Annotated in this window: 18 protein-coding genes; 11 read left to right on the top strand and 7 right to left on the bottom strand. The window is 64.2% G+C overall.

From position 1 onward, the window contains the following. Positions 1-65: 65 nt before the first annotated feature. Together M2337_RS11640 and M2337_RS11635 are read left to right on the top strand one after the other, a co-directional pair. On the top strand, positions 66-650 hold the full coding sequence (locus tag M2337_RS11640; RefSeq protein ID WP_264570364.1) for a hypothetical protein: 585 nt from the start codon (positions 66-68) through the stop codon (positions 648-650). A 112-nt stretch (positions 651-762) separates the two neighbouring features. After that, positions 763-1,788, top strand: coding sequence for an aspartate-semialdehyde dehydrogenase (locus M2337_RS11635; protein WP_264570363.1), 1,026 nt, complete (start codon positions 763-765; stop codon positions 1,786-1,788). 53 nt (positions 1,789-1,841) lie between these two features. On the opposite strand, the gene M2337_RS11630 is transcribed toward M2337_RS11635, so the two are convergent. The 3 genes from M2337_RS11630 to M2337_RS11620 are packed head-to-tail and all read right to left on the bottom strand — an operon-like array spanning position 1,842 to position 4,988. After that, complete coding sequence (locus M2337_RS11630) at positions 1,842-3,383, bottom strand: DHA2 family efflux MFS transporter permease subunit (RefSeq protein WP_264570362.1); 1,542 nt, start codon at positions 3,381-3,383, stop codon at positions 1,842-1,844. 14 nt (positions 3,384-3,397) lie between these two features. Further along, positions 3,398-4,525 carry an HlyD family secretion protein gene (locus M2337_RS11625; RefSeq protein WP_264570361.1) on the bottom strand — a complete coding sequence of 376 codons (1,128 nt, stop codon included), beginning with the start codon at positions 4,523-4,525 and terminating at the stop codon, positions 3,398-3,400. After that, complete coding sequence (locus M2337_RS11620; RefSeq protein ID WP_264570360.1) at positions 4,518-4,988, bottom strand: MarR family winged helix-turn-helix transcriptional regulator; 471 nt, start codon at positions 4,986-4,988, stop codon at positions 4,518-4,520. Before M2337_RS11620 ends, M2337_RS11625 begins: the two co-directional genes overlap by 8 nt. A gap of 130 nt (positions 4,989-5,118) precedes the next feature. Between M2337_RS11620 and M2337_RS11615 the strand changes: the two genes are divergently transcribed. The 3 genes from M2337_RS11615 (at position 5,119) to M2337_RS11605 (ending at position 8,862) form a co-directional block, all read left to right on the top strand. Next, a complete protein-coding gene (locus tag M2337_RS11615) occupies positions 5,119-5,883 on the top strand; it encodes an alpha/beta fold hydrolase (RefSeq protein WP_264570359.1) in 765 nt (254 codons plus the stop codon). A gap of 71 nt (positions 5,884-5,954) precedes the next feature. Further along, the gene (locus M2337_RS11610; protein WP_264570358.1) at positions 5,955-7,844 is read left to right on the top strand and encodes a M2 family metallopeptidase; all 1,890 of its coding nucleotides are present in this window, start codon (positions 5,955-5,957) and stop codon (positions 7,842-7,844) included. A 184-nt stretch (positions 7,845-8,028) separates the two neighbouring features. Next, positions 8,029-8,862, top strand: coding sequence for a GGDEF domain-containing protein (locus tag M2337_RS11605; RefSeq protein ID WP_264570357.1), 834 nt, complete (start codon positions 8,029-8,031; stop codon positions 8,860-8,862). Between the two features lie 15 nt (positions 8,863-8,877). Here M2337_RS11605 and M2337_RS11600 read toward each other — a convergent pair whose 3' ends face one another. Together M2337_RS11600 and M2337_RS11595 are read right to left on the bottom strand one after the other, a co-directional pair. Then, positions 8,878-10,326, bottom strand: a complete 1,449-nt coding sequence (locus tag M2337_RS11600; protein WP_181559728.1) for an AMP nucleosidase — start codon at positions 10,324-10,326, stop codon at positions 8,878-8,880. Between the two features lie 90 nt (positions 10,327-10,416). Continuing rightward, positions 10,417-10,899 (bottom strand): peroxiredoxin, encoded by a 483-nt coding sequence (locus M2337_RS11595; protein WP_181559727.1) that lies wholly within the window; start codon positions 10,897-10,899, stop codon positions 10,417-10,419. Between the two features lie 209 nt (positions 10,900-11,108). Between M2337_RS11595 and M2337_RS11590 the strand changes: the two genes are divergently transcribed. The 5 genes from M2337_RS11590 to M2337_RS11570 all read left to right on the top strand — a co-directional run bounded on the left by M2337_RS11590 (position 11,109) and on the right by M2337_RS11570 (position 17,025). Further along, a complete protein-coding gene (locus M2337_RS11590; RefSeq protein ID WP_264570356.1) occupies positions 11,109-11,681 on the top strand; it encodes a YqgE/AlgH family protein in 573 nt (190 codons plus the stop codon). A gap of 155 nt (positions 11,682-11,836) precedes the next feature. After that, positions 11,837-13,237 (top strand): adenosylhomocysteinase, encoded by a 1,401-nt coding sequence (ahcY, locus tag M2337_RS11585; protein ID WP_264570355.1) that lies wholly within the window; start codon positions 11,837-11,839, stop codon positions 13,235-13,237. 138 nt (positions 13,238-13,375) lie between these two features. Then, the gene (locus M2337_RS11580) at positions 13,376-14,329 is read left to right on the top strand and encodes a metal-dependent hydrolase (protein ID WP_264570354.1); all 954 of its coding nucleotides are present in this window, start codon (positions 13,376-13,378) and stop codon (positions 14,327-14,329) included. A gap of 4 nt (positions 14,330-14,333) precedes the next feature. After that, positions 14,334-15,710, top strand: a complete 1,377-nt coding sequence (locus M2337_RS11575; protein WP_264570353.1) for a cryptochrome/photolyase family protein — start codon at positions 14,334-14,336, stop codon at positions 15,708-15,710. Between the two features lie 46 nt (positions 15,711-15,756). Beyond that, entirely contained in the window at positions 15,757-17,025 is a 1,269-nt protein-coding gene (locus tag M2337_RS11570) for an SAM-dependent methyltransferase (RefSeq protein WP_264570352.1), read from the top strand. On the opposite strand, the gene M2337_RS11565 is transcribed toward M2337_RS11570, so the two are convergent. Both M2337_RS11565 and M2337_RS11560 read right to left on the bottom strand, forming a co-directional pair. Then, positions 17,022-19,391 carry a patatin-like protein gene (locus tag M2337_RS11565; RefSeq protein ID WP_264572247.1) on the bottom strand — a complete coding sequence of 790 codons (2,370 nt, stop codon included), beginning with the start codon at positions 19,389-19,391 and terminating at the stop codon, positions 17,022-17,024. The genes M2337_RS11570 and M2337_RS11565 overlap by 4 nt on opposite strands. 59 nt (positions 19,392-19,450) lie before the next feature. After that, positions 19,451-20,155, bottom strand: coding sequence for an endonuclease/exonuclease/phosphatase family protein (locus M2337_RS11560; RefSeq protein ID WP_181559721.1), 705 nt, complete (start codon positions 20,153-20,155; stop codon positions 19,451-19,453). Between the two features lie 110 nt (positions 20,156-20,265). Between M2337_RS11560 and M2337_RS11555 the strand changes: the two genes are divergently transcribed. Next, positions 20,266-20,712 (top strand): host attachment family protein, encoded by a 447-nt coding sequence (locus M2337_RS11555; RefSeq protein ID WP_264570351.1) that lies wholly within the window; start codon positions 20,266-20,268, stop codon positions 20,710-20,712. Position 20,713 lies beyond the last annotated feature (1 nt).

Raw genomic sequence — 20,713 nt, 5'->3', positions numbered from 1 at the left:
GCTCGGGGTTGTCACTGCGGCCCCCAACGCCCATTCTCTATCGAAGCTGATGAGATGGAGGAGGCATGATGAGACGATTGACCCTGGTGGCGGCACTGGCGCTTCTTTCTGCCTGCGGCCAATCCGGGTCAAATCTGTCGGAGGACGTCTCGAACAGCCTCAACGTGCTGGAAGGCGACGTCGGATCGCAAGCCAAGGCAGCCAATGCGATGAACAGCGCCGGCAATAGCGCGGCGAATAGCACAGAACCCGGTAAAGTGCTCGTCGGTGGCCTGCCCTTGCGGCTGGGTTATTATGTCTCCAATGAAACGGCCTGCGAGTCAGCTTCCAAAGCCACGGTCACGCTGATCGGCCGGAATGGCTATAGCGGGGCGCGCTACAGTTGCACCTTCGGCACCATCGAGAAGACCGGCGCCACCACCTATCGGGTGACCGAGACATGCCGGGAAGGCGATGCCATCGCGAACCGGCAGGAGGTGCGCACCAGCACCCGGACCTATGACGTGACCGATGCGGAAAATTACGCCGCCCAATCGGACAGCGGCTGGGCCAACAAGGCGCGCTACTGCCCACAGAGCAGCCTGCCTGCACCGTGGAAAGAAGAGGATATGCGCGCGCTGACCGGCGCGCCGCCACCAGAAAAGCCCTGACGCTTCAACGGCGGGTCACAAGTACCCGCCACAAGATTGCGCTTTTGCCTCTGCGGCCCTTTTGCGGTATCCGGCCCGCAGTTCCCCTCATTCAACCGCTGGAGAAGCCCCTGTGGGATATCGTGTCGTCGTCGTAGGCGCCACCGGCAACGTCGGTCGCGAAATGCTCAACATTCTTGCCGAGCGGGAGTTTCCCATCGACGAGATCGCGGCCGTTGCCAGCGCGCGGTCGACTGGCGACGAGATCGAGTTCGGCGAGACCGGCAAGATGCTCAAGGTCAAGAATATCGAGCATTTCGATTTCACGGGCTGGGATATGGCCCTGTTCGCCGCCGGCTCCGGACCGACCAAGGAATATGCCCCCAAGGCTGCTGCGGCCGGCTGCGTGGTGATCGACAACAGCTCGCTCTACCGCATGGACCCGGATGTGCCGCTTATCGTGCCGGAAGTGAATCCCGAGGCCATCGAGGGCTACAAGCGCAAGAACATCATCGCCAACCCCAATTGCTCGACAGCCCAGCTCGTCGTGGCGCTCAAGCCGCTGCACGATGCCGCCAAGATCAAGCGCGTGGTGGTGGCGACCTATCAGTCCGTGTCGGGCGCCGGCAAGGAGGGGATGGACGAGCTGTTCGAGCAGAGCCGTAACATCTTCGTCGGCGATTCCGCCGAGCCCAAGAAGTTCACTAAGCAGATCGCCTTCAACGTCATTCCCCACATTGACGTGTTCCTCGACGATGGCTCCACCAAGGAAGAGTGGAAGATGGTCGTTGAGACCAAGAAGATCCTCGATCCCAAGATCAAGGTCACGGCGACCTGCGTGCGCGTGCCGGTATTCGTCGGCCATAGCGAGGCCGTGAACATCGAGTTCGAGGACGAGATCAGCGCGAAGGAAGCGCAGAAGATACTGCGCGAGGCGCCGGGCGTGATGCTCGTCGACAAGCATGAGGACGGCGGATACGTCACCCCGGTTGAGTGCGTGGGCGATTATGCGACCTTCGTCAGCCGCGTACGCGAGGATTCGACCGTCGAGAACGGCCTGTCGCTCTGGTGCGTCTCGGATAATCTGCGCAAGGGCGCGGCGCTGAATGCGGTGCAGATCGCCGAACTGCTCGGCCGCAAGCACCTGCAGAAGGGCTGAGCGTTACACCTGTCAACGCCCGGCGGCGACCGTCCGCCGGGCCTGGAGCCCCCTCACTCGCTGATCGGCGGTGGCGGGGGCGATCCAGGCCCTCGTTTGGGCTTGCGCAGGAAGAAGGCGGCCGGGATGATCAGCGTGCTGACGATGGCCATGGCGTAGAAATCGTCGAGGAAGGCGATCATCGTCGCCTGCTGGTTCACGATCCCGTCGATCGTCGCGAGCACGGTCGTGCCGAAGCTGCCGAAGCGCTGCAACTCGCTCGGATCCACCGGGAGATTGGCCGACGAGATATGCTGCGTGAGATCGGCATGGCTGACCTGGCTGTTGCGCGCCAGCAGCGCCATCACCACCGCGATGCCGATGGACGAGCCGATGTTCCGGGTAAGGTTGAGCACGGCGGCGCCCTCGGTGCGGGCGCCGGGTGGCAGGGTGCCGAAGGCGAGCATCTGCAGCGGCACGAATACGATGCCGATGCCCGCCCCCTGAACCACGCCCGTGACCACGAACGGCACCCAATTCTGCTCCATTGACCAGCCGGTCATCATCCACAAGGAACTGGCCGTGACCGAGAAGCCGCCGGCAATCAGCACGCGCGGATCGATGAGGCTGGTCAGGCGGCTGGAAAGGGCCATGGCGACCAACAGACCGGCACCCCGCGTCGCCAGAATCCAGCCGGTGTCGACCACCGAATAGCCGTAGAGGCCCTGGAGCAGCGGCGGGAGCAGCGCCATGGCGGCGAACATCACCAGACCGATGATGAACATGAACGCAGCGGCGCTCAGGAAATTGCGATCTGCGAACAGGGCAGGGGCGAAGAGCGGCTTGCGGGCGGTGAGCGTGTGGACCGCGAACATCCAGAGGCCGCTGACGGCCAGAGCGGCCTCGACCCAGATTTCCGTCGAGGAGAACCAGTCGGCATGTTGCCCGCGATCGAGCATCAGCTGGAGGCTCGCCAGACCCAAGGCGATCAGCGCGAAGCCGAACAGGTCGAAATTCCGCCGCTGGAGCGGCTTCTCGGGGAGAAGAGCGTAAAGTCCGACCAGGCAGACGATGCCGAAAGGGACGTTGACGAAGAAGCACCAGCGCCAGTCGATCCACTCAGTCAGCCACCCGCCGACCACCGGCCCCATGATCGGGCCGATCATGACGCCCATGCCATAGACGGACATCGCCTTGGCGTGCTGGGACGGGCGATTGATGTCGAGCATCAAGCTCTGCGCCAGCGGGCCGACAAAGGCGCCGCCAACACCCTGCAGCGCGCGGAACAGCACCATCTCCGTCAGGCTCTGCGCAATGCCGCAGAGCACGGAGGCCACCACGAAGACGAAGACGGAAATCAGCAGCAGCCGCCGCGTCCCTATCCGGTCGGCCAGCCAACCGGTGATGGGAATGGCGATGGCGGCGGCGAGGATGTAGCTGGTGAGCACCCAGCTGATTGTCTCGTCACTGGCACCGAGCGAAGCGCGCATGTGCGGCAGCGCCACGTTGGTGATCGTCGTATCCAGCACCTGCATGATCATGGCCGACATGATCGCCATGGTCAGCAGCGCCTTGTGGCGCACCTGCAGTTGCGGAAGATCCGACGTAGGGGCCATGATGCCGGTTTGCGTCAGCGGGCGGAGGCGACTGCGGCGCCGGCCTTGGTCGCGTGAATGTCCACCGTCACCTTCGCGCTCAAGCCCGCGATCATCGGCCGCTCCGGATGGCCGTCTATGGCGATGCGCACCGGCACGCGCTGGGTCACCTTCACCCAGTTGCCGTTGGCATTCTGGGCCGGGAGCACGGAAAATTCAGAGCCCGTGCCTGCGCCGATGCTGTCGACATGGCCACGGATATGCGAGCCGGGATAGGCATCGATCTTGATATCCGCGCTCTGGCCCGGGCGCATCCTGTCGAGATCGGTTTCCTTGAAATTGGCGGTCACCCAGATCCGGTCGCTTGCGACGATGCTGACCAACGGCAGACCTTGCACCGCCATCTGACCGACTTGCAGGCGACTGGCCTGGCTGATCCGGCCGGAGACCGGGGCATGGACCACGGTGCGATCGAGGTTGAGAGCGGCCTGATCGCGCTGGGCCTGCGCCGCGGCGATTTCAGGATTGACGCCCGGCACCTGCGCGCCGTTGGCGAGCGCGGCCTTGGCCTTGGCGGCATCGGCCTCCGCCGTGCGCAGCCGTGTGCGGGCATTGTCCAGTGCCTGCTGGGATTGCTGCAAACGGGCGCGGGTGGTGAACCCGTCCTTCATCAGCGCCTGCTGCCGGTCGAGATCCTGCTGGGCGTAATAGACGTCCTCACGCGCACCGGTGATGTCGACATTCGTTGCCTGAAAATCCGTGCGGAGACGGCCGACTGCGACCTGCGCATTGGCGATCTGGGCGTTGGCCTGCTGGAGCGCGACCTTGTAGGGCTGCTGGTCGACGACGAACAGCACGTCTCCGGCCTTCACCATCTGGTTCTCGCGAACCTTCACCTCGATGATCCGCCCTGCGACATCACTGCCGACCGCCACGATGTCCTGCTTCACATAGGCATTGTCGGTGGAGACGGTGCGCCCGCTCGTCGCCCAGAACCACGCACCCACCGCCAGAATGATCAGCGGCACCGAAATCATGAGCAGGCGGTTGCGCAAGCGCTTGCCGCGCGGCTCCGCTGCGGCAGATTCATCGGGGGTAGCCACGGTCTCGGCAGGCGCAGGCGACTGAGCGGTCGGACGCAGGGCAGGATCGGCTTCAGACATGGACTGCCGCCTCCTTTGCGGCCTCGTCAGTGGCAGGCTGGCTATCACCGGAAAGATTGTCGCGGATGCGGCAGAGCACGGAAAGCACGGTTTCCTGCTCCTCCGCTGAAATGCCGGCGAGCGATTCATTGAGAACCCGCTGGCCGATCTGCTGCAATTCGGCGGCGAGCGGCTTGGCCGCCTCGGTCAGGAACAGCTGCCAGGCGCGGCGATCCTGCGGATCGCGGCGGCGCTCGACCATGTCGGCCTGCTCGAGACGGTCCACCATGCGGCATGTGGTGATCGGCTCGACATCCAGCCGCTCGGCAAGCGCGCCTTGGTTGATGCCCGGAAAGCGCATGATCTGCGCCAGCGCGCGCATCTGCGGCCCGGTGATACCGAGGCTGCGGGTGCGCTCGTCAAACCGGCGACGATACAGGCGCCCGAGGTCGCCGATCGCAAAGGCGAGATGATTGCCGTCCATGATGTCGGCGCATTTAGTAAGCGGGCTTATTAAAAGCAAGTCCAGACTCTGTCCCCCAGTGGCGGGACAGGCGCTCATCTCCCGCGCATTGGCCTTGCCTTTCGGACCCGATCTCCGCCACAATCGGGCGATGACAGAGACATCGACGATCCGCCTCGAGCATCTTCAGGGCCATGACGGCACGCGCATCGCCGTCCATCGGCTCGGCGATGGGCCGGCGGTCATCATGCTGCATGGCCTCAGTTCAAGCGCGCAAATCAACTGGCAGCGATATGGCACGGCCCAGAAAATCGCTGATGCCGGTTTCGAGGCGATCATGATCGATCAGCGCGTGCATGGCAGCAGCGATGCGCCGACCGATGCGGATGCCTATCCGCAGGACGTGATGCTGCTCGACCTGGAAGCGGTGATCGGGACGCTGGGCGTCAACCAGTTCGATCTTGTCGGCTATTCCATGGGCGCGCGGCTGTGCCTGGGACTGATCGACCGGGGCATGACGCCTCGCAGGCTGGTGCTCGGCGGCATGGGGCTGGAAGGCCTGCTGGAGTGGACGCGCCGCCGGCAGTTCTTCCTCAATGCGCTCGATCATTTCGAGACGGTACGACCTGGCGACCGCGACTATATGGCGATCCAGTTCATGAAGACCATGAAGATCGATCCGGTCGCCTTGCGCCTGCTGCTGATGAGCATGAGCGATATGGATCACGCGGTGCTGGCCAAGGTGACGATGCCGACCCTGGTGCTGTGCGGCGAGGATGATGACGATAACGGCTCGGCCGATGTGCTGGTCGGGGCTCTGCCCAATGCGCAACGCGGCACATGCCCCGGCACGCATATGACAGCGATCACCAAGCCGGAATTCGGACAGGCCATCGCCGATTATCTCGCGGGTTGACGAACCTAGCCCTGACAGGCCAGCTTGGCCGCAATCCACAGGCTCAGGCCACAGGTTCAGGGACACCAATCATGCTCAACCCCGTTTCGCGCCTTGCCGTAGCGGCAGCGCTCTCATTGGCCGTTTGCGGCGCGCCGGCTTTGGCCCAGGCCGATTCGGCTCCGGGGCAGGCAACCCCCACGGCGGCGCAGGCCGATGCGCTCGTCGCGCAAGCCGAGAAGGAATTCTTCGATTATTCGCTGGAGGCCAATCAGGTCTATTGGGTCAACGCGACCTATCTGACCGAGGATACCGATGCGCTTGCCGCCCGCGTCGGCGCTAAGGGCACCGAGATGTCGGTCCACTATGCGCTGGAGGCCGCCAAGTTCGAGAAGGTGCCGGGCCTCTCCTATGACACCAAGCGCAAGCTCGACATCTTGCGGGCAGGCATCGTGCTGCCGGCGCCGACCACGCCCGGCGCTGCCGCCGAGCTGAATGCCATCGCGACCAAGCTGCAGTCCGATTATGGCAAGGGCCGCGGTACGCTGGACGGCAAGCCGATCAATGGCAGCGATATCGAAGCGGAGATGGGCAATCTCGACCACACGCCGAACGAGTATCGGGAGATGTGGACGAGCTGGCACGACAATGTCGGCAAACCGATGCGCGGCGAGTTCGAGCGGCTGGTAACCATCGCCAATGAAGGCGCCAAGGAGCTGGGCTTTGCGGATGCAGGCGCGATGTGGCGCTCCAATTACGATATGCCGCCGGACGACTTCGCCAAGCTGACCGAGAAGCTCTGGCAGGATGTGAAACCGCTCTACGATTCGCTGCACTGCTATGTGCGGGACAAGCTGAACGCCAAATATGGCGATGCGGTCCAGCCCAAGACCGGGCCGATCCGCGCCGATCTGCTCGGCAACATGTGGGCTCAGGAATGGGGTAATATCTACCCGCTGGTCGCGCCGGCCGGGGCTGGCGATCTGGGCTATGACATCGGCGCGCTGCTCAAAGCCAAGGGCTATGTGGAAACCAGCCCGACCGAGGCCGATCCCGCCAAGCGTGGAAAGTGGGAAACGCAGATGTTCAAGTTCGGCGAGGGATTCTTCTCCTCGCTCGGCTTTGACCCGCTGCCGGAAACCTTCTGGACGCGCACCCAGTTCATCAAGCCGCTCGACCGGGAAGTGGTCTGCCACGCCTCGGCCTGGGATATCGACAACAAGGACGATATCCGCATCAAGATGTGCACTAAGGTGGACAGCGGTGACTTCGTCACCATCCACCATGAGCTGGGGCACAATTATTATCAGCGCGCCTATAAGGACAAGAGCTTCCTCTATCTGAACGGCGCCAATGATGGCTTCCATGAGGCCATTGGCGACACCATCGCGCTGTCGATCACGCCGCAATATCTGGTCGACATCGGCCTGCTCGATCCGTCCAAGGTGCCGGGCATGGACAAGGACATCGGCCTGCTGCTACGGCAGGCGATGGACAAGATCGCCTTCTTGCCCTTCGGCCTGCTGATCGATCGCTGGCGCTGGGGCGTCTTCGACGGCTCGATCCAGCCGGCCGATTATAACAAGGCGTGGAATGCCATGCGGCTGCAATATCAGGGCATCGTTCCGCCGACGGACCGTCCGGATGACGCCTTCGACGCCGGCGCGAAATATCACATTCCGGCGAGTGTGCCCTATACCCGTTACTTCCTGGCGCGGCTGCTGCAGTTCCAATTTTATGAGGCTGCGTGCAAGCAATCGGGCTGGAAGGGGCCGCTCCACCGCTGTTCCTTCTACGGCAACAAGGCCGTCGGTGAAAAGCTGAACGCCATGCTGGAAATGGGCGCCTCCCGCCCGTGGCCGGATGCGCTGCAGGCCTTCACCGGCTCGCGCGAGATGAGCGGCAAGGCACTGGCCGCCTATTTCTCGCCGCTGAAGACCTGGCTGGACCGGCAGAACAAGGGAAAGAGCTGCGGCTGGTGAGCCGCCAGCGGGGCGGGGCGAGCCGCTCTGCCCCGTGCTATAGCGAAGCGTTGAGGAGCCGGCTGATGCCCTAGGCGCGGGCGAGGCGAGCAGACGTGCGAATGATGGTTAACGCAGCAGGGAATGCGCGCAATGCTTAGATAAACATGCTATTTGACAGCATGTTAGATGGTCTGGTGGGCATATGGTCTGGCTTCTCCTGTTAATCGTCTCGGCCGGCATTGGCTTGCTCGCATCGTCCCTTCCCTCGATCCATACGATCCTCAAGGCCCTCAAAGGTGGCGATTTGTACCGCCGCTGGAATCGCCTTCGCTGGTTGGTCGTCGGCTTCATCATGGCCTATGCCGTGTACGGCAGCACCCGCTTTGCCACGGTGTCGGAGCCAACGGATTTGCTTGGCAGTCTGATTCTGCTGGCGGGCGGGTTCTTCGTGCTCGCCGTGGCCCGGCTCTCCGCGCTGACCACGCAGGATCTCGTGCGCATTGCCATACTGGAGCGCGATGTGGTGCGCGATCCGCTCACCGGCACGTTCAACCGGCGCTATCTCGACACAAGGCTGGACGAAGAGATCAGCCGCTCCCGCCGCTCGGGACTCCCCCTCTCGACGCTGATGATCGATCTCGACCATTTCAAAGGCGTCAATGATTTCTACGGGCATCTGGTCGGGGATCAGGTGCTGCGGCATGTCAGTTCGCTGATCCAGAGCCAGGTGCGCCTGAATGACATCGTGGTGCGCTATGGCGGCGAAGAGTTCGTCGTCATTACGCCGGACAGCAGCCTGGAAGATGCGGCGCGGCTGGGGCACCGGCTGCTGCGACAATTGCGCGACCACAGCATCGATTTGCCCAATGGCGACACGCTGGCGGTCACCGCCAGCATCGGCGCGGCCACGCTTGCGGAGGCGGAGGGGCGCACGACATTCCTGCGCCGGGCGGACGATGCGCTGTATGAGGCCAAGCGCGGCGGGCGCGATCGGCTTTGCGTCGCCGGCCGGCTGGCGGACGAGAGCCCGGCCTGACGCCCCTTCGTGCCGTCAGCGGAAGGGGGGTTCGTTGAAGGCGCGCAGCTTGCGGCTGTGCAGGCGGTCGCCCTGCTGGCGCAGGCGTTCGCAGGTCTCGATGCCGATGGCGAGGTGCCCGGCAATGGCTTCCTCGTAGAAACGATTGGCCTGGCCCGGCAGCTTGAGCTCGCCATGGATCGGCTTGTCGGAGACGCACAGCAACGTGCCATAGGGCACCCGGAAGCGATATCCCTGGGCGGCGATGGTCGCGCTCTCCATATCCACCCCGACCGCGCGGGATAGGGAGAAGCGCAGGGCCGAACGCGAGTAGCGCAGCTCCCAGTTGCGATCGTCCGTCGTCACGATGGTGCCGGTGCGCAGGCGGCGCTTCATGTCGCCGCTAGCGCCCAGAATATGCTCGCACGCCTCGGCCATGGCCACCTGCACCTCGGCAATGGCGGGCACCGGAATTTCCGGCGGTAGCATTTCGTCGAGCACATGGTCGTCGCGTAGATAGGCATGGGCCAGCACATAATCACCGATCCGCTGGCTCGGGCGCAGGCCGCCACAGTGGCCGATCATCAGCCATGCCTCGGGCCGCAAAACCGCGAGATGATCGCAGATGGTCTTCGCGTTGGCGGGGCCGACGCCGATGTTGACCAGCGTGATCCCCGTGCCGTCAGGAGCGATCAGATGATAGGCCGGCATCTGGTGACGCCGCCAGGCGCTGTCAGCGATCGCGCTTTCCGGATTGGCGGTGTCGGCGGTGACCTCGACGCCCCCCGCACCGGAAAGCGCCGTGAAACGCGTGCCCGGTCGCTTGAGTTCGGTGCAGCCCCAGCGCACGAATTCATCGACATAACGGTGATAGTTGGTGAACAGAATGTAGCGCTGGACGTGCTCGGGCGGCGTGCCGGTGTAATGCCGCAGACGCGCCAGACTGAAATCCGTGCGCAGCGCGTCGAACAGCGCCAGCGGACGCTCGCCTGATGGGCCCGGCAGCAGCAGCCCGTCCGCCACCTCATCGCCGATCTGCGCCAGCTCCGTCGAGGGGAAATGGCGCGCCAGTTCGCTGGGCGGGATCGCAGCAAGTGTGCCGGCGGGCAGCGAATCCAGCACATAGGGGAACGGGATCGCCTGATCGCTCCGGCCGACGCTGACTTCCACCTCATAATCGGCCATCAGCAGATCGAGCTGCTCGGTCAGATAGCGCGCGAACATCTGCGGCCGGGTGATCGTCGTCACATAATGGCCGGGGCGGGAGAGGCGCGCGAAGGAGCGGCGGCTCGGCACGCCGTCATTGGTCTGATGATAATCGATGATCAGCGAGGGATAGCAGAAATCCCGGTCCGCCACCGAGCGGGCGGAAGGCACGGTGCCATCCTTGGCATAAGCGAAAATGGCCTCGCGCAAATTGGCGGTCGCGGTTTCATAGCCCGCGATCAGCGCTTCGACGATGTGGGTGCTGGAAGCTTGGTTCATGCCCCTTCATAGCTGGCCTGTATGACAGGCGGAAGAGGGGCGCGGGGCGGGGCAGCAGCGACCTGTGCCGCCGCCCCGCTCGCAATGGTCTTAGAGCTGCTCGAGCATGAAATCGGCGCTGGAAACGCGGAATTCGCCCGGCGCTTCTACATGGAGCTGCTCGACCACGCCATCATTGACCAGCATCGAGAAGCGCTGGCCGCGCGTGCCGAGACCGAACTTGCTGCCGTCCATGGTGAGGCCGACGGCTTCGGCGAAGCTGCCATTGCCATCTGCGAGCATTGTCACCTTGCCGTCAGCCGACGAGGCCTTGCCCCACGCGCCCATGACGAACGGATCGTTGACGGCGGTGCAGGCGATCTCGTCGACGCCCTTGGCCTTGAGGTCGCTTTCCTTCTCGATATAGCCCGGCAGGTGCTTGGCCGAGCAGGTAGGCGTGAAGGCGCCCGGAACGGAGAAGAGCGCGACCTTGCGGCCAGCAAAATAATTCTTGCTGTCAACCGGTTCGGGGCCGTTTTCGGTCATCTTGACGAAGGTCGTTTCGGGCAGCGTGTCGCCAACTTTGATCGTCATCGGTGTCTCCTGTTCTGGGGGAAAGGGCTCGGCTGGTGAACCAGCGCGCAGCGAGCAAGTCGGTGTTCGGCCTGCGCCTGTCAAGGTCGATGCTGTGCGGGGCCGGGCGGCTCTGCGGTACGATGGCCGCTCAGCCGGACGGGTCAAGCGCCTGCGGGGTGGACGCATTGTCCCCAACAAGGCATGGTCGCGCTCAGGAGGCCCATCGCATGAGCGCGCCCGCGCAACCGAGACTCTCCCTCGCCGGCAAATTGTTGCTGGCCATGCCGGATATGCCGGACGCGCGGTTCGAGCGCGCAGTCATTCTCCTGTGCGTGCATGACGAGGGCGGCGCCCTGGGCATCGCGCTGCACGAGCCGATGGAGGGCATGGGACTGCATGCTCTGCTTGGCTCGTTAAGCATCGACGCGCAGTCGGTGGACGATGAGCCGGTGCTGCAAGGCGGGCCTGTCGAACCGCGCCGCGGCTTTGTGCTGCACAGTCGGGACTGGATGACGGCGGACAGCCACCCCATTGATGACGAGATTGCGCTCACCGGGTCGATGGAGGTGCTGCACGCCGTTGCTTCGGGCGGCGGGCCGGCGCGCTGGCTGGTCGCCTTGGGCTATGCCGGGTGGAGCGCGGGACAGCTGGAAACGGAGCTGGCCGCGCCGGGCTGGTATCTCAGCAAGGCGCAGCCTTATCGGCTGTTCTCGATGGCGCCGGAGAACCGCTGGGCCGGGGCGTTTTCGCTCGAAGGCATCGATCCCGCGATGCTGACCGGCAATATGGGGCACGCCTGACACGGCAGGGCTGGCTTCCTTCATCCCTCTCGCCCGACTCCAATCACATAAAGATATCTTTATATTTGCGAGGGAGCGATAGCCTTGGTAAGGCGCCGCGGTGTTACCGGTGGCGTGCGTAGCGGCCCCGGCTCAGGCAATCAGGAGAATCATCAGTGGCGACCGTGGCCCAGGACTATATCGTAAAGGACATCTCCCTCGCTGGCTTTGGCCGCAAGGAGATCGAGATCGCCGAGACCGAAATGCCGGGCCTGATGGCGCTGCGCGAGGAATTCGGTGCATCCAAGCCGCTCAAGGGCGCGCGGATCACCGGCTCGCTGCACATGACGATCCAGACCGCTGTGCTCATCGAGACGCTGGCTGAGTTGGGCGCAGAGCTGCGCTGGGCCACCTGCAACATCTTCTCGACCCAGGACCATGCCGCCGCCGCGATCGCCGAGCGGGGCATCCCCGTGTTCGCCATCAAGGGCGAGACGCTCGAGGAATATTGGGACTATGTCATCAAGATCTTCGATTGGGGTCAGGACACGACCTGCAACATGATCCTGGACGATGGCGGCGACGCGACGATGTTCGCGCTGTGGGGCGCCCGTGTCGAGGCCGGTGAAGAGCTGTTCGCACCGTCCAACGAGGAAGAGACGATCTTCGTCGCAACCCTCAAGCGCTTCCTCGCGGAGCGTCCCGGCTATCTCACCAAGACTGTCGCGGCGATCAAGGGCGTATCCGAAGAGACGACCACCGGCGTTCACCGGCTCTATGAGCTGGCCAAGAAGGGCAAGCTGCCCTTCCCGGCGATCAACGTGAACGATAGCGTCACCAAGTCCAAGTTCGACAATCTCTATGGCTGCAAGGAGTCGCTGGTCGATGCCATCCGCCGCGCCACCGACGTGATGCTGGCCGGCAAGGTCGCCTGCGTCGCCGGCTTCGGCGATGTCGGCAAGGGCTCAGCGGCCTCGCTCCGCAATGGCGGCGCCCGCGTGCTGGTGACCGAGATCGACCCGATCTGCGCCCTGCAGGCGGCGATGGAAGGCTACGAAGTCGTGACCATGGAAGAAGCGGCCACCCGTGCCGACATCTTCGTGACCGCGACCGGCAATGAGGATATCATCACGCTCGACCACATGCGCGCGATGAAGAACATGGCCATCGTCTGCAACATCGGCCACTTCGACAGCGAGATCCAGATCGCGGCGCTCAGCAACATGAAGTGGACCGAGATCAAGCCGCAGGTCGACGAGGTCGAGTTCCCCGATGGCAAGAAGATCATCATGCTCGCCAAGGGCCGTCTGGTGAATCTGGGCTGCGCGACCGGCCACCCGAGCTTCGTCATGTCCTCCAGCTTCACCAATCAGGTGCTGGCGCAGATCGAGCTGTGGACCAAGAGCGATGCCTATAAGAACGAGGTCTATGTTCTGCCCAAGCATCTCGATGAGAAGGTCGCAGCGCTCCACCTCGAGAAGCTGGGCGTGAAGCTCTCCAAGCTGACCCAGAAGCAGGCCGCTTACATCGGCGTGACGCCCGAGGGTCCGTTCAAACCGGATCACTACCGCTACTAAGCCGCATAAGGCTGAGAAGACGTGAGAAGGCGCGGGCTAAGTCTGCGCCTTTTTTCGTGATCCGGGCCGCGCCCCTGATCCGTTCCCGCCCTCTCGGGCAACTTGACCTGCAGCGGTGGGGTCGTGAAGACAGGGGGCATGGATAATCTCACACACAGCATGGTGGGCGCCGTGCTGGGCCAGATCGGGCTCAAGCGCACCTCCGGCCTTGCCATGCCGACGATTATCATCGCGGCGAACATCCCGGATATCGATGCGACCTGCACGTTGCTGGGAACCGAGGCCCTGGCACTGCGACGCGGGCTGACGCACGGCCCGATCGCCATGATCGTGCTGCCATTGATCCTCACCGCGATCATGGTCGCGTTCGACCGCTGGCAGGCGAAGCGTGGGACACGGCCAGAGACGCGGCCGCCGGTGAACATAGTCTGGCTGTGGGTCGTCGCGCAGATCGGGACGCTCAGCCACCCCGCCTTCGACTGGCTCAACAGCTATGGCATCCGATTGCTCTCGCCGTTCAGCGACCAGTGGTTCCATGGCGATACTCTGTTCATCATCGATATCTGGCTCTGGGCGCTGCTGATCGGCGGCTATCTCTGGGCACGGCGCGGCGAGCGCACCGGGCCCGCGCCAATGATGCAGCGCGCGCGGATCATCGCGACGGCCGCCTGCGCCTATATCTTCGTCAACGGGCTGATCACCGGATCGGCTGAGGCGAAAGCCGCCGCATGGCTGCGCGCCCAAGGCCGCGAGCCGGACCTAGTGGTTGCCAATCCGCGTCCGTTCGCACCCTGGTCGCGCGAAATGCTTTGGCGCGGGGACGGGCGCTTCGGCGGCTTTCCCTACAGCCTCGCCACCGGGCTTGAAGCCGATGCAGGCGCAGCGGAAGGGATGCCGACCGGGATGGACGATCCCGGCGTCGAGCGGGCGCGGCAGCGCGATGCGGATGCGCGGGCTTTCCTGTTCTGGTCGCGGATGCCGGTCGCCCAGCGGGCGGAGAATGGCGACCTGCTGATCTCCGACCAGCGCTTTGCGGGGCGCGGCGCCAGCGCGAGCTTTTCCGTGCAGGTGCCTGCGCAAGCAGTGCGGTAGAGCGATGTCGGCAGCGAGCATCTTATGGTTCCGGCGGGATCTTCGCTTGGCCGATCAGGCCGCGCTCACGCAGGCGTGCGCGGACGGGCCGGTGATCCCAGTCTATATTCTCGATGATGAGACGGCGCGGCACCGGGCCATGGGCGGCGCCTCGCGCTGGTGGTTGCATCATAGTCTCGAGAGCCTTGACGCCGCCCTTCGCGCGCGCGGTTCGCGGCTGATCCTGCGCCGCGGCAAGGCCGAGGCGGTTCTCGCCGCGTTGGCCACGGAGACCGGCGCCACCCGCATCCATGCCTTGCACCATTATGAGCCCTGGTGGCGCCAGGCAGAGAAGGCGGTTGCGCGCTCTCACGAACTGATATTGCATGATGGCAATTACCTCATGCCGCCGGGCGCCCTGACCACGGGCAGCGGCGGCCCCTACAAGATCTTCACGCCCTTCTGGCGTGCGCTGCGAGAGGTCATGCCGCCGGGTCGGCCCGTGCCGGCGCCTGATACCGTTCCTGCTCCCCAAAAATGGCCGGTGAGCGATCAACTCGAAAACTGGGCCTTGCTGCCGACCTCGCCCGACTGGGCGGACGGATTCGCGCATAACTGGTCGCCTGGCGAGGCGGGCGCCCACGATCGGCTCGATGCCTTTATGGACCATGTCGGTGACTATGACGAAGGCCGCAATCTGCCTTCCATCGAAGGCTCCTCACGCTTGTCGCCGCATTTGCATTTCGGCGAGATTTCGCCGGCGACGCTGTGGCACACGCTCGACCGTGAGGATGGCGCCAGCGAGGTTTATCTGCGCGAATTGGGCTGGCGCGATTATGCCCAGAATGTGATCGCGCAGATAAGCGATTACGACAGCCGCAACGGTCGGGCGCAGTTCGATGCCTTTGCGTGGCGCTCGGGCCATGAGGCGGCGGAGGACCTGAAGGCCTGGCAGGAGGGTCGCACCGGCTACCCGATCGTCGACGCCGGGATGCGCCAGCTCTGGCAGACCGGCTGGATGCATAACCGGGTGCGGATGATCGCGGCGAGCTTCCTCATCAAGCATCTGCTCATCGACTGGCGCGAAGGGGAGCGCTGGTTCTGGGATACGCTCATTGATGCCGATTATGGCAATAACGCCGTCAACTGGCAGTGGGTCGCGGGCACCGGGATCGATTCCAACATGTTCGTGCGGATCATGGCGCCGCTCTCCCAGTCCGAGAAGTTCGACGCGGCTGCCTATATCCGGCGCTGGGTGCCGGAACTGGCGCATGTGAAGGACGGGGCGATCCACGATCCGGATGCTGCGGGCGCAAGGCCCGCACAATATCCGGCTAAACTGATTGAGCATCGCGCCGCACGAGAGCGGGCGCTCGCCGCTTATGCCCGTGTGAAAGGCTGAGCGCGGCCCGGTTGTCTTTGCGGGAGGAATGCGCTCATATGGGCGCATGACCATTCACAATCCCAAAGCCAGCCGCCAGCGCGCCATGATGCGCCGGGCCGGCGCGCAGGTGGGTGGGCGTTTCTGGCGGGCGTTGCCGACGCGGCTGTTCGAGCCGATGCTCGTGAGGGTCGACCGGGGTCTGATGCGTGGATCACTCGAACTGCATCTGCCGGATGGATCGGTGCGCTTGCTCGGCGGGCGCAAGCAGGGCTTTTCGGCGATCGTGCACCTTGCCAACTGGCGGGCCTTGATCCGGCTGGCGGCCTCCGGCTCAACCGGCTGGTATCGCGCCTGGGCGGATGGCGACTGGTCGAGCCCCGATCCGGTTGCGCTGTTCGCCCTGTTCGGCGCCAATGCCCGTTCGCTGGGGAAGTCGGCGCGCTCGACTGGCCTGCCGCGCCTGATGGGCCGCTGGAAGCTGGCGCGGCGGCATAACAGCCGGCGCGGCGCGCGGCGCAACATTGCCGAGCATTATGATCTCGGCAATGATTTCTATCGGCTGTGGCTGGACGAGACGCTGACCTACTCCAGCGCGCGCCCGGCGCATCCGCATGAGACGCTGGAAGCCGCGCAGCTTCGCAAGATCGACGAGCTTCTGGCCAAACTCGATCTTAAAGATGGCCAGCAACTGCTTGAAATTGGATGCGGCTGGGGCGGACTGGCCGAGCGTGCGTTGGCGCGGGCCGATATCGGCTACACCGGTCTTACGCTCTCCACTGAGCAGCAGCAGATCGTCCGGGGCCGGATCGAGGGATTGGACGCGCAGGACCGGGCTCAGGTTATGCTGCAGGATTATCGCGACTGTGCCGGCCCGTTCGATGCGATTGCCAGCGTGGAAATGGTGGAGGCTGTCGGGGAGCGCTATTGGCCGACCTATCTCGCTTGCGTTGCCCGGCTGCTCAAGCCCGGCGGGCGCGCGGCCATCCAGTATATCAGCATCGATGACGAGATTTTCCCGGCCTATGCCGCGCGGGCCGACTTCATCCAGCGCTACATCTTCCCCGGCGGTTGCCTGATCGCCGAGCGGCGCTTTCGCGATCTTGCCCAGCGCGAAGGGCTGGAATGGGCAGACCAGACGCGCTTCGGCCTCGATTATGCCTGGACGCTGCGGCAGTGGCGCGCGCACTTTGACGCAGTGGTGGATGCAGGTCGTCTGCCCGCCCGGTTCGATGCCCGGTTCGTGGACATGTGGCGCTACTACCTCATGTATTGCGAAGGCGGTTTCGCAGGGCGGAGCATCGACGTATCGCAAGTGACGCTGATTAAGCGCTAGGCGCCGATTTGCGCGATCTCGGCGCGGATCGTCGCGATCTGACCCGGAATCAGGGTCAGTCGGGGCTCTTCCTCATCCAGAATTGCTTCGAAGGCCGCGCGCTTCCAGGCCGCCTTGCGCGCGTCATCGGCGGCGATCTCCGGTGGCATGGTGGAAAGCAGAATGTCGATCAGCCGATCAGCCCCATGGAGCCGGCCCCAGAGATAATCATTTTCGCGATATGCACGGCTGAAGAACGCCCCGAAGCAGTTGAATTCGATGCCACGCAGCGTCGCCGGTGCGCCGCCCTTGCGGATCGCCACGGCATCTTCGGGAGATATCCGATCCACCTTGATGGGGTCGTACTCGTCCAGACCTTCTCCCTGCAGCAGCGGAAAGGTCGCGATGTCGTAATATGGGAAGCCGAGATATGCCTTGAGCAAGGTGCGCCGATCTTCGGCCGGTAGCGCCACACAAGCGGCCGCAAAGCGCGCGTCGATCTGCTGGTCCAGATCCCTCAAGCCCCGCGCTTCCGCGATGATCGCGAGGGACGACATCAGATCGTCGCCATGAGGCCGCAGGGCTTCGCGTGTGCCTGCGCCAAACCATGCCGGCGTCTGACGTTCGGCATAAAGGCCGATGGCTTCGTAGAGCATATCCTGCATGGCGGAGAGCGCGGCGCCGTTCCCCTCATCCTCCTCGCTCTCGCCTTCCACAGCCTGCTCACGGAGCTGGACGAGGCGCCGGGCGAGGAAGCGCAGTCGGCGGATGCGGAACGCGATGTCATGATTGCGATAGAACAGAATGAGCGCCGCGCTTGCGCCGTCGCCCGATCCGGGGTCCATCTGGTCCACACCCGCCGCATGGAGCTGCGCACGCAGTGGCTCCCGCAGACTTTCGCGCGGGGCCATGCCAGGGGCATCGCGGAGTTGGCTGAGCAGATCGGCCAGGTCATCGATGATGCCGGCATATTTGAGATAGCCGTAAGCGGGATAGGCAAAGCCCGCCGCCCGCGAAGCCTTTTGCTGCAGCTTCGCCCGCAGATGCGCCAGGCGGCGCGGCGAGGGTCGGCTGAGCAGAAGGCTGAGGCCGACGGTCTGGTCCACAGTCCGCTCGATGTCCGGCCGCAAGCGCTCGGTGATTTCCAGCATCCGGCGAATGCGGCTGGAGCGGGCGCCTATCGCCTCCAGATTGTCCCGGATCGGCTGCTCGCGCGGTATATCGCTGACCGCGCCGAAGATCGTGCGGAAGAAGCCGGGGACAGGGCGTTCGCCATTTTGGGCGTGGTGGGAAGGGGAGGTGAGGCGAAAGCCGGGCGCGCTGGGCGTCGGCTCGATGAACACAAAGCGCCGGTCGACCGTCCGCCGCGCCGGGCGGTTCTTGAGCGCATCGATTGCCTGCGCAAAGGGCGCATTGGCCAGCACCGATCCGTCGATCAGCACGGCATCCTCCGCATCGCCGGTGGCGCTGTGGCCGGGGAGCACACGGCGCAAAAACGCATCGCGACCGGGCCAGGCGCGACTGCGGTCGGCAAGCACCTTGTCCATTTCCCGAGCCGTGAACGGCGGAAAGGCGCCCGGAAAGCTGGCCGTCGCGCGGGCGGCAAACGCGAGTTCGGCAGGGTCGGCGAGGGTGCGCGGTTGCCCGCCCCGGGCATGGAAGCTTATCGTGAGCCGGTGCTCGGTCTCGCTGATTTCCGGCGGGCTATTGAGGCGCAGCCGTTCCTCATGGCCGGTAAAATCCGTGGCGGTGACGAACAGGTCCAGCGGATGCCCACGGGGCAGCAGCGATCCTCCGCTCTTCTCCGGCTGTGTCTCCCGAGCCTTTTCCATCGCATCGAATGCGTTGAGCAGCAGCTCGGTAAACCCCTTGCCGCCGAAAGGAGGCGCGAACCAGCGCGCCCGGATGAAGTTGGAGAGCTTGCGTCGCACCTCCGAGCGCGTTTCAGGCGCCACGGTGCGGGACACCGTGTCATTGCGGCGGCGCAGCAGCAGCCAGAGCAGTGGCGCGGCCCAGAATTTGGTGAAGCGCGAGAGCGGGCGCGCGTCGGGATCGAGCAAGATGTCGACATCGGCGCAACGCAGCCACAGTTCGGTCAGCGGGTCGAGCGACTGACCGCTCTCTATGGCCTGCGCCAGATACACGCCGTTAATGCCGCCCGCGCTGGCCCCGGCGATGATGTCCGGCAGAATCCGCACTCGCAGGCCGGTCTCTGCAAGGCAGGTCTCCAGAATGCGCTGATAAACAAGATTGCCCGGTCGACCACTGCGGAAATCCCGGCTGGCCTGCGCCAGATGCCAGATCTCCTTGGTGACCCCGTGCATGTAGACGGCGAGGCTGACTCCACCATAGCAGACCAGCGCCAGCCTCAGTTCCTTCTCCCGCATGAGCGCAGATTGGCGCGCTACGGCCGGCTTGTCGAGCCGTTGCACGGATTATCCGCAAATCAGCGAAGGTCGAACGTGGCCCAGACCGGCAGATGATCGGACGCGCGCCGGGCCAGCACGGAGGAATGGACGCCGCTGTCGGTCAGCGTCAGGCCGCCCCGCCACATGATCCGGTCGAGTTCCGCAATCTGGCGGCGGGCGTGGAAACTGCGGCCGCATGGCGCGATGTCATAGTGGCGCGAGAAATCCTGCAGGCACCCGCGATTGGCGGTCCACTCGTTCGTGTCGCCCATCAGGATGGTCGCATCGGCGGGATGCTGGACATCTACCATATCGACATGATGCTGAACCGCCGCAGCCTGCCGCCGCCGCCAGAGGCCGGAGAGGTCGAGGTGCATCCCCACCGTCCGCAGGCGAATGCCCTTGATCTCGATACAGGCCATCACAGCGCCGCGCGGCTCGAGGCAGGGGAGATGGATCACGCTGGCATCGGCATGACTCTGGTCGCGCCGAACTAGGAGCGCGTTGCCGTGCCAGCCCATGCTTTCGACTCGCGTCGGCAGTTCGATGGCGCGATAATCCGAATGCATCTCCAGCAGGCGATCCGGCAGCACCGCATGACGGATGCCGAAGCGGCGGTCGGCTTCCTGCAGGGCAATCACATCGGCATCCAGCTCGTTCAGCACATCGATGATGCGCTCTGGCATACGGCGCCGATCGGTGCCGACGGCTTTGCGGATGTTGTAGGAAGCGACCTTGATCATTGCGCCGTAGATTTGGCCTTATCGGCCGCAAGGCAACCCCATGGCCAAGAAAAAGGCAACTCCGCGCCGGCTCAGCCATTCAACTTATATCACAATCTTGGAGGATGATGATGAAAGTTGCTCATGACGCGCTCGTGATGGTGGTCGATGGCAGCAAGATGCTGCTGTTCCGTAATGCTGGCGACGAGGAGTTTCTCAACCTTCAGGTCGAAGAGGCGGTGGAGCAGAAATCCGAGCAGGATCAGGATCTTTCGACCGATCGGCCGGGGCGCAGCTTCGCTTCGGCACCCAACAGCCAGGATCGCAGCGCGATGGAAGAAACCGACTTCAAGCAGCAGGCGGAAGACCGCTTCGCAGCGGATGCGGTCGCGCTGCTCAACAAGCGCGCCATGGAGGGATCGTTTGATCAGCTCGTCATTGTCGCAGCGCCGATCACCCTGGGTGAGATGCGCCGCCATTATCACAAGACGCTCAAGGATCGGCTCGCCGGCGAAATCGGCAAGACGCTCACCAGCCATCCGGTCGACGAGATCGAACAGATCCTCATGAAGAGCTGAT

The sequence above is a fragment of the Sphingobium sp. B2D3A genome (genome assembly GCF_025961795.1).
Classification (GTDB): domain Bacteria; phylum Pseudomonadota; class Alphaproteobacteria; order Sphingomonadales; family Sphingomonadaceae; genus Sphingobium.
The sequence above is the reverse complement of the archived record's forward strand: the minus strand, read 5'-3'. Positions and strand labels throughout refer to the sequence as shown.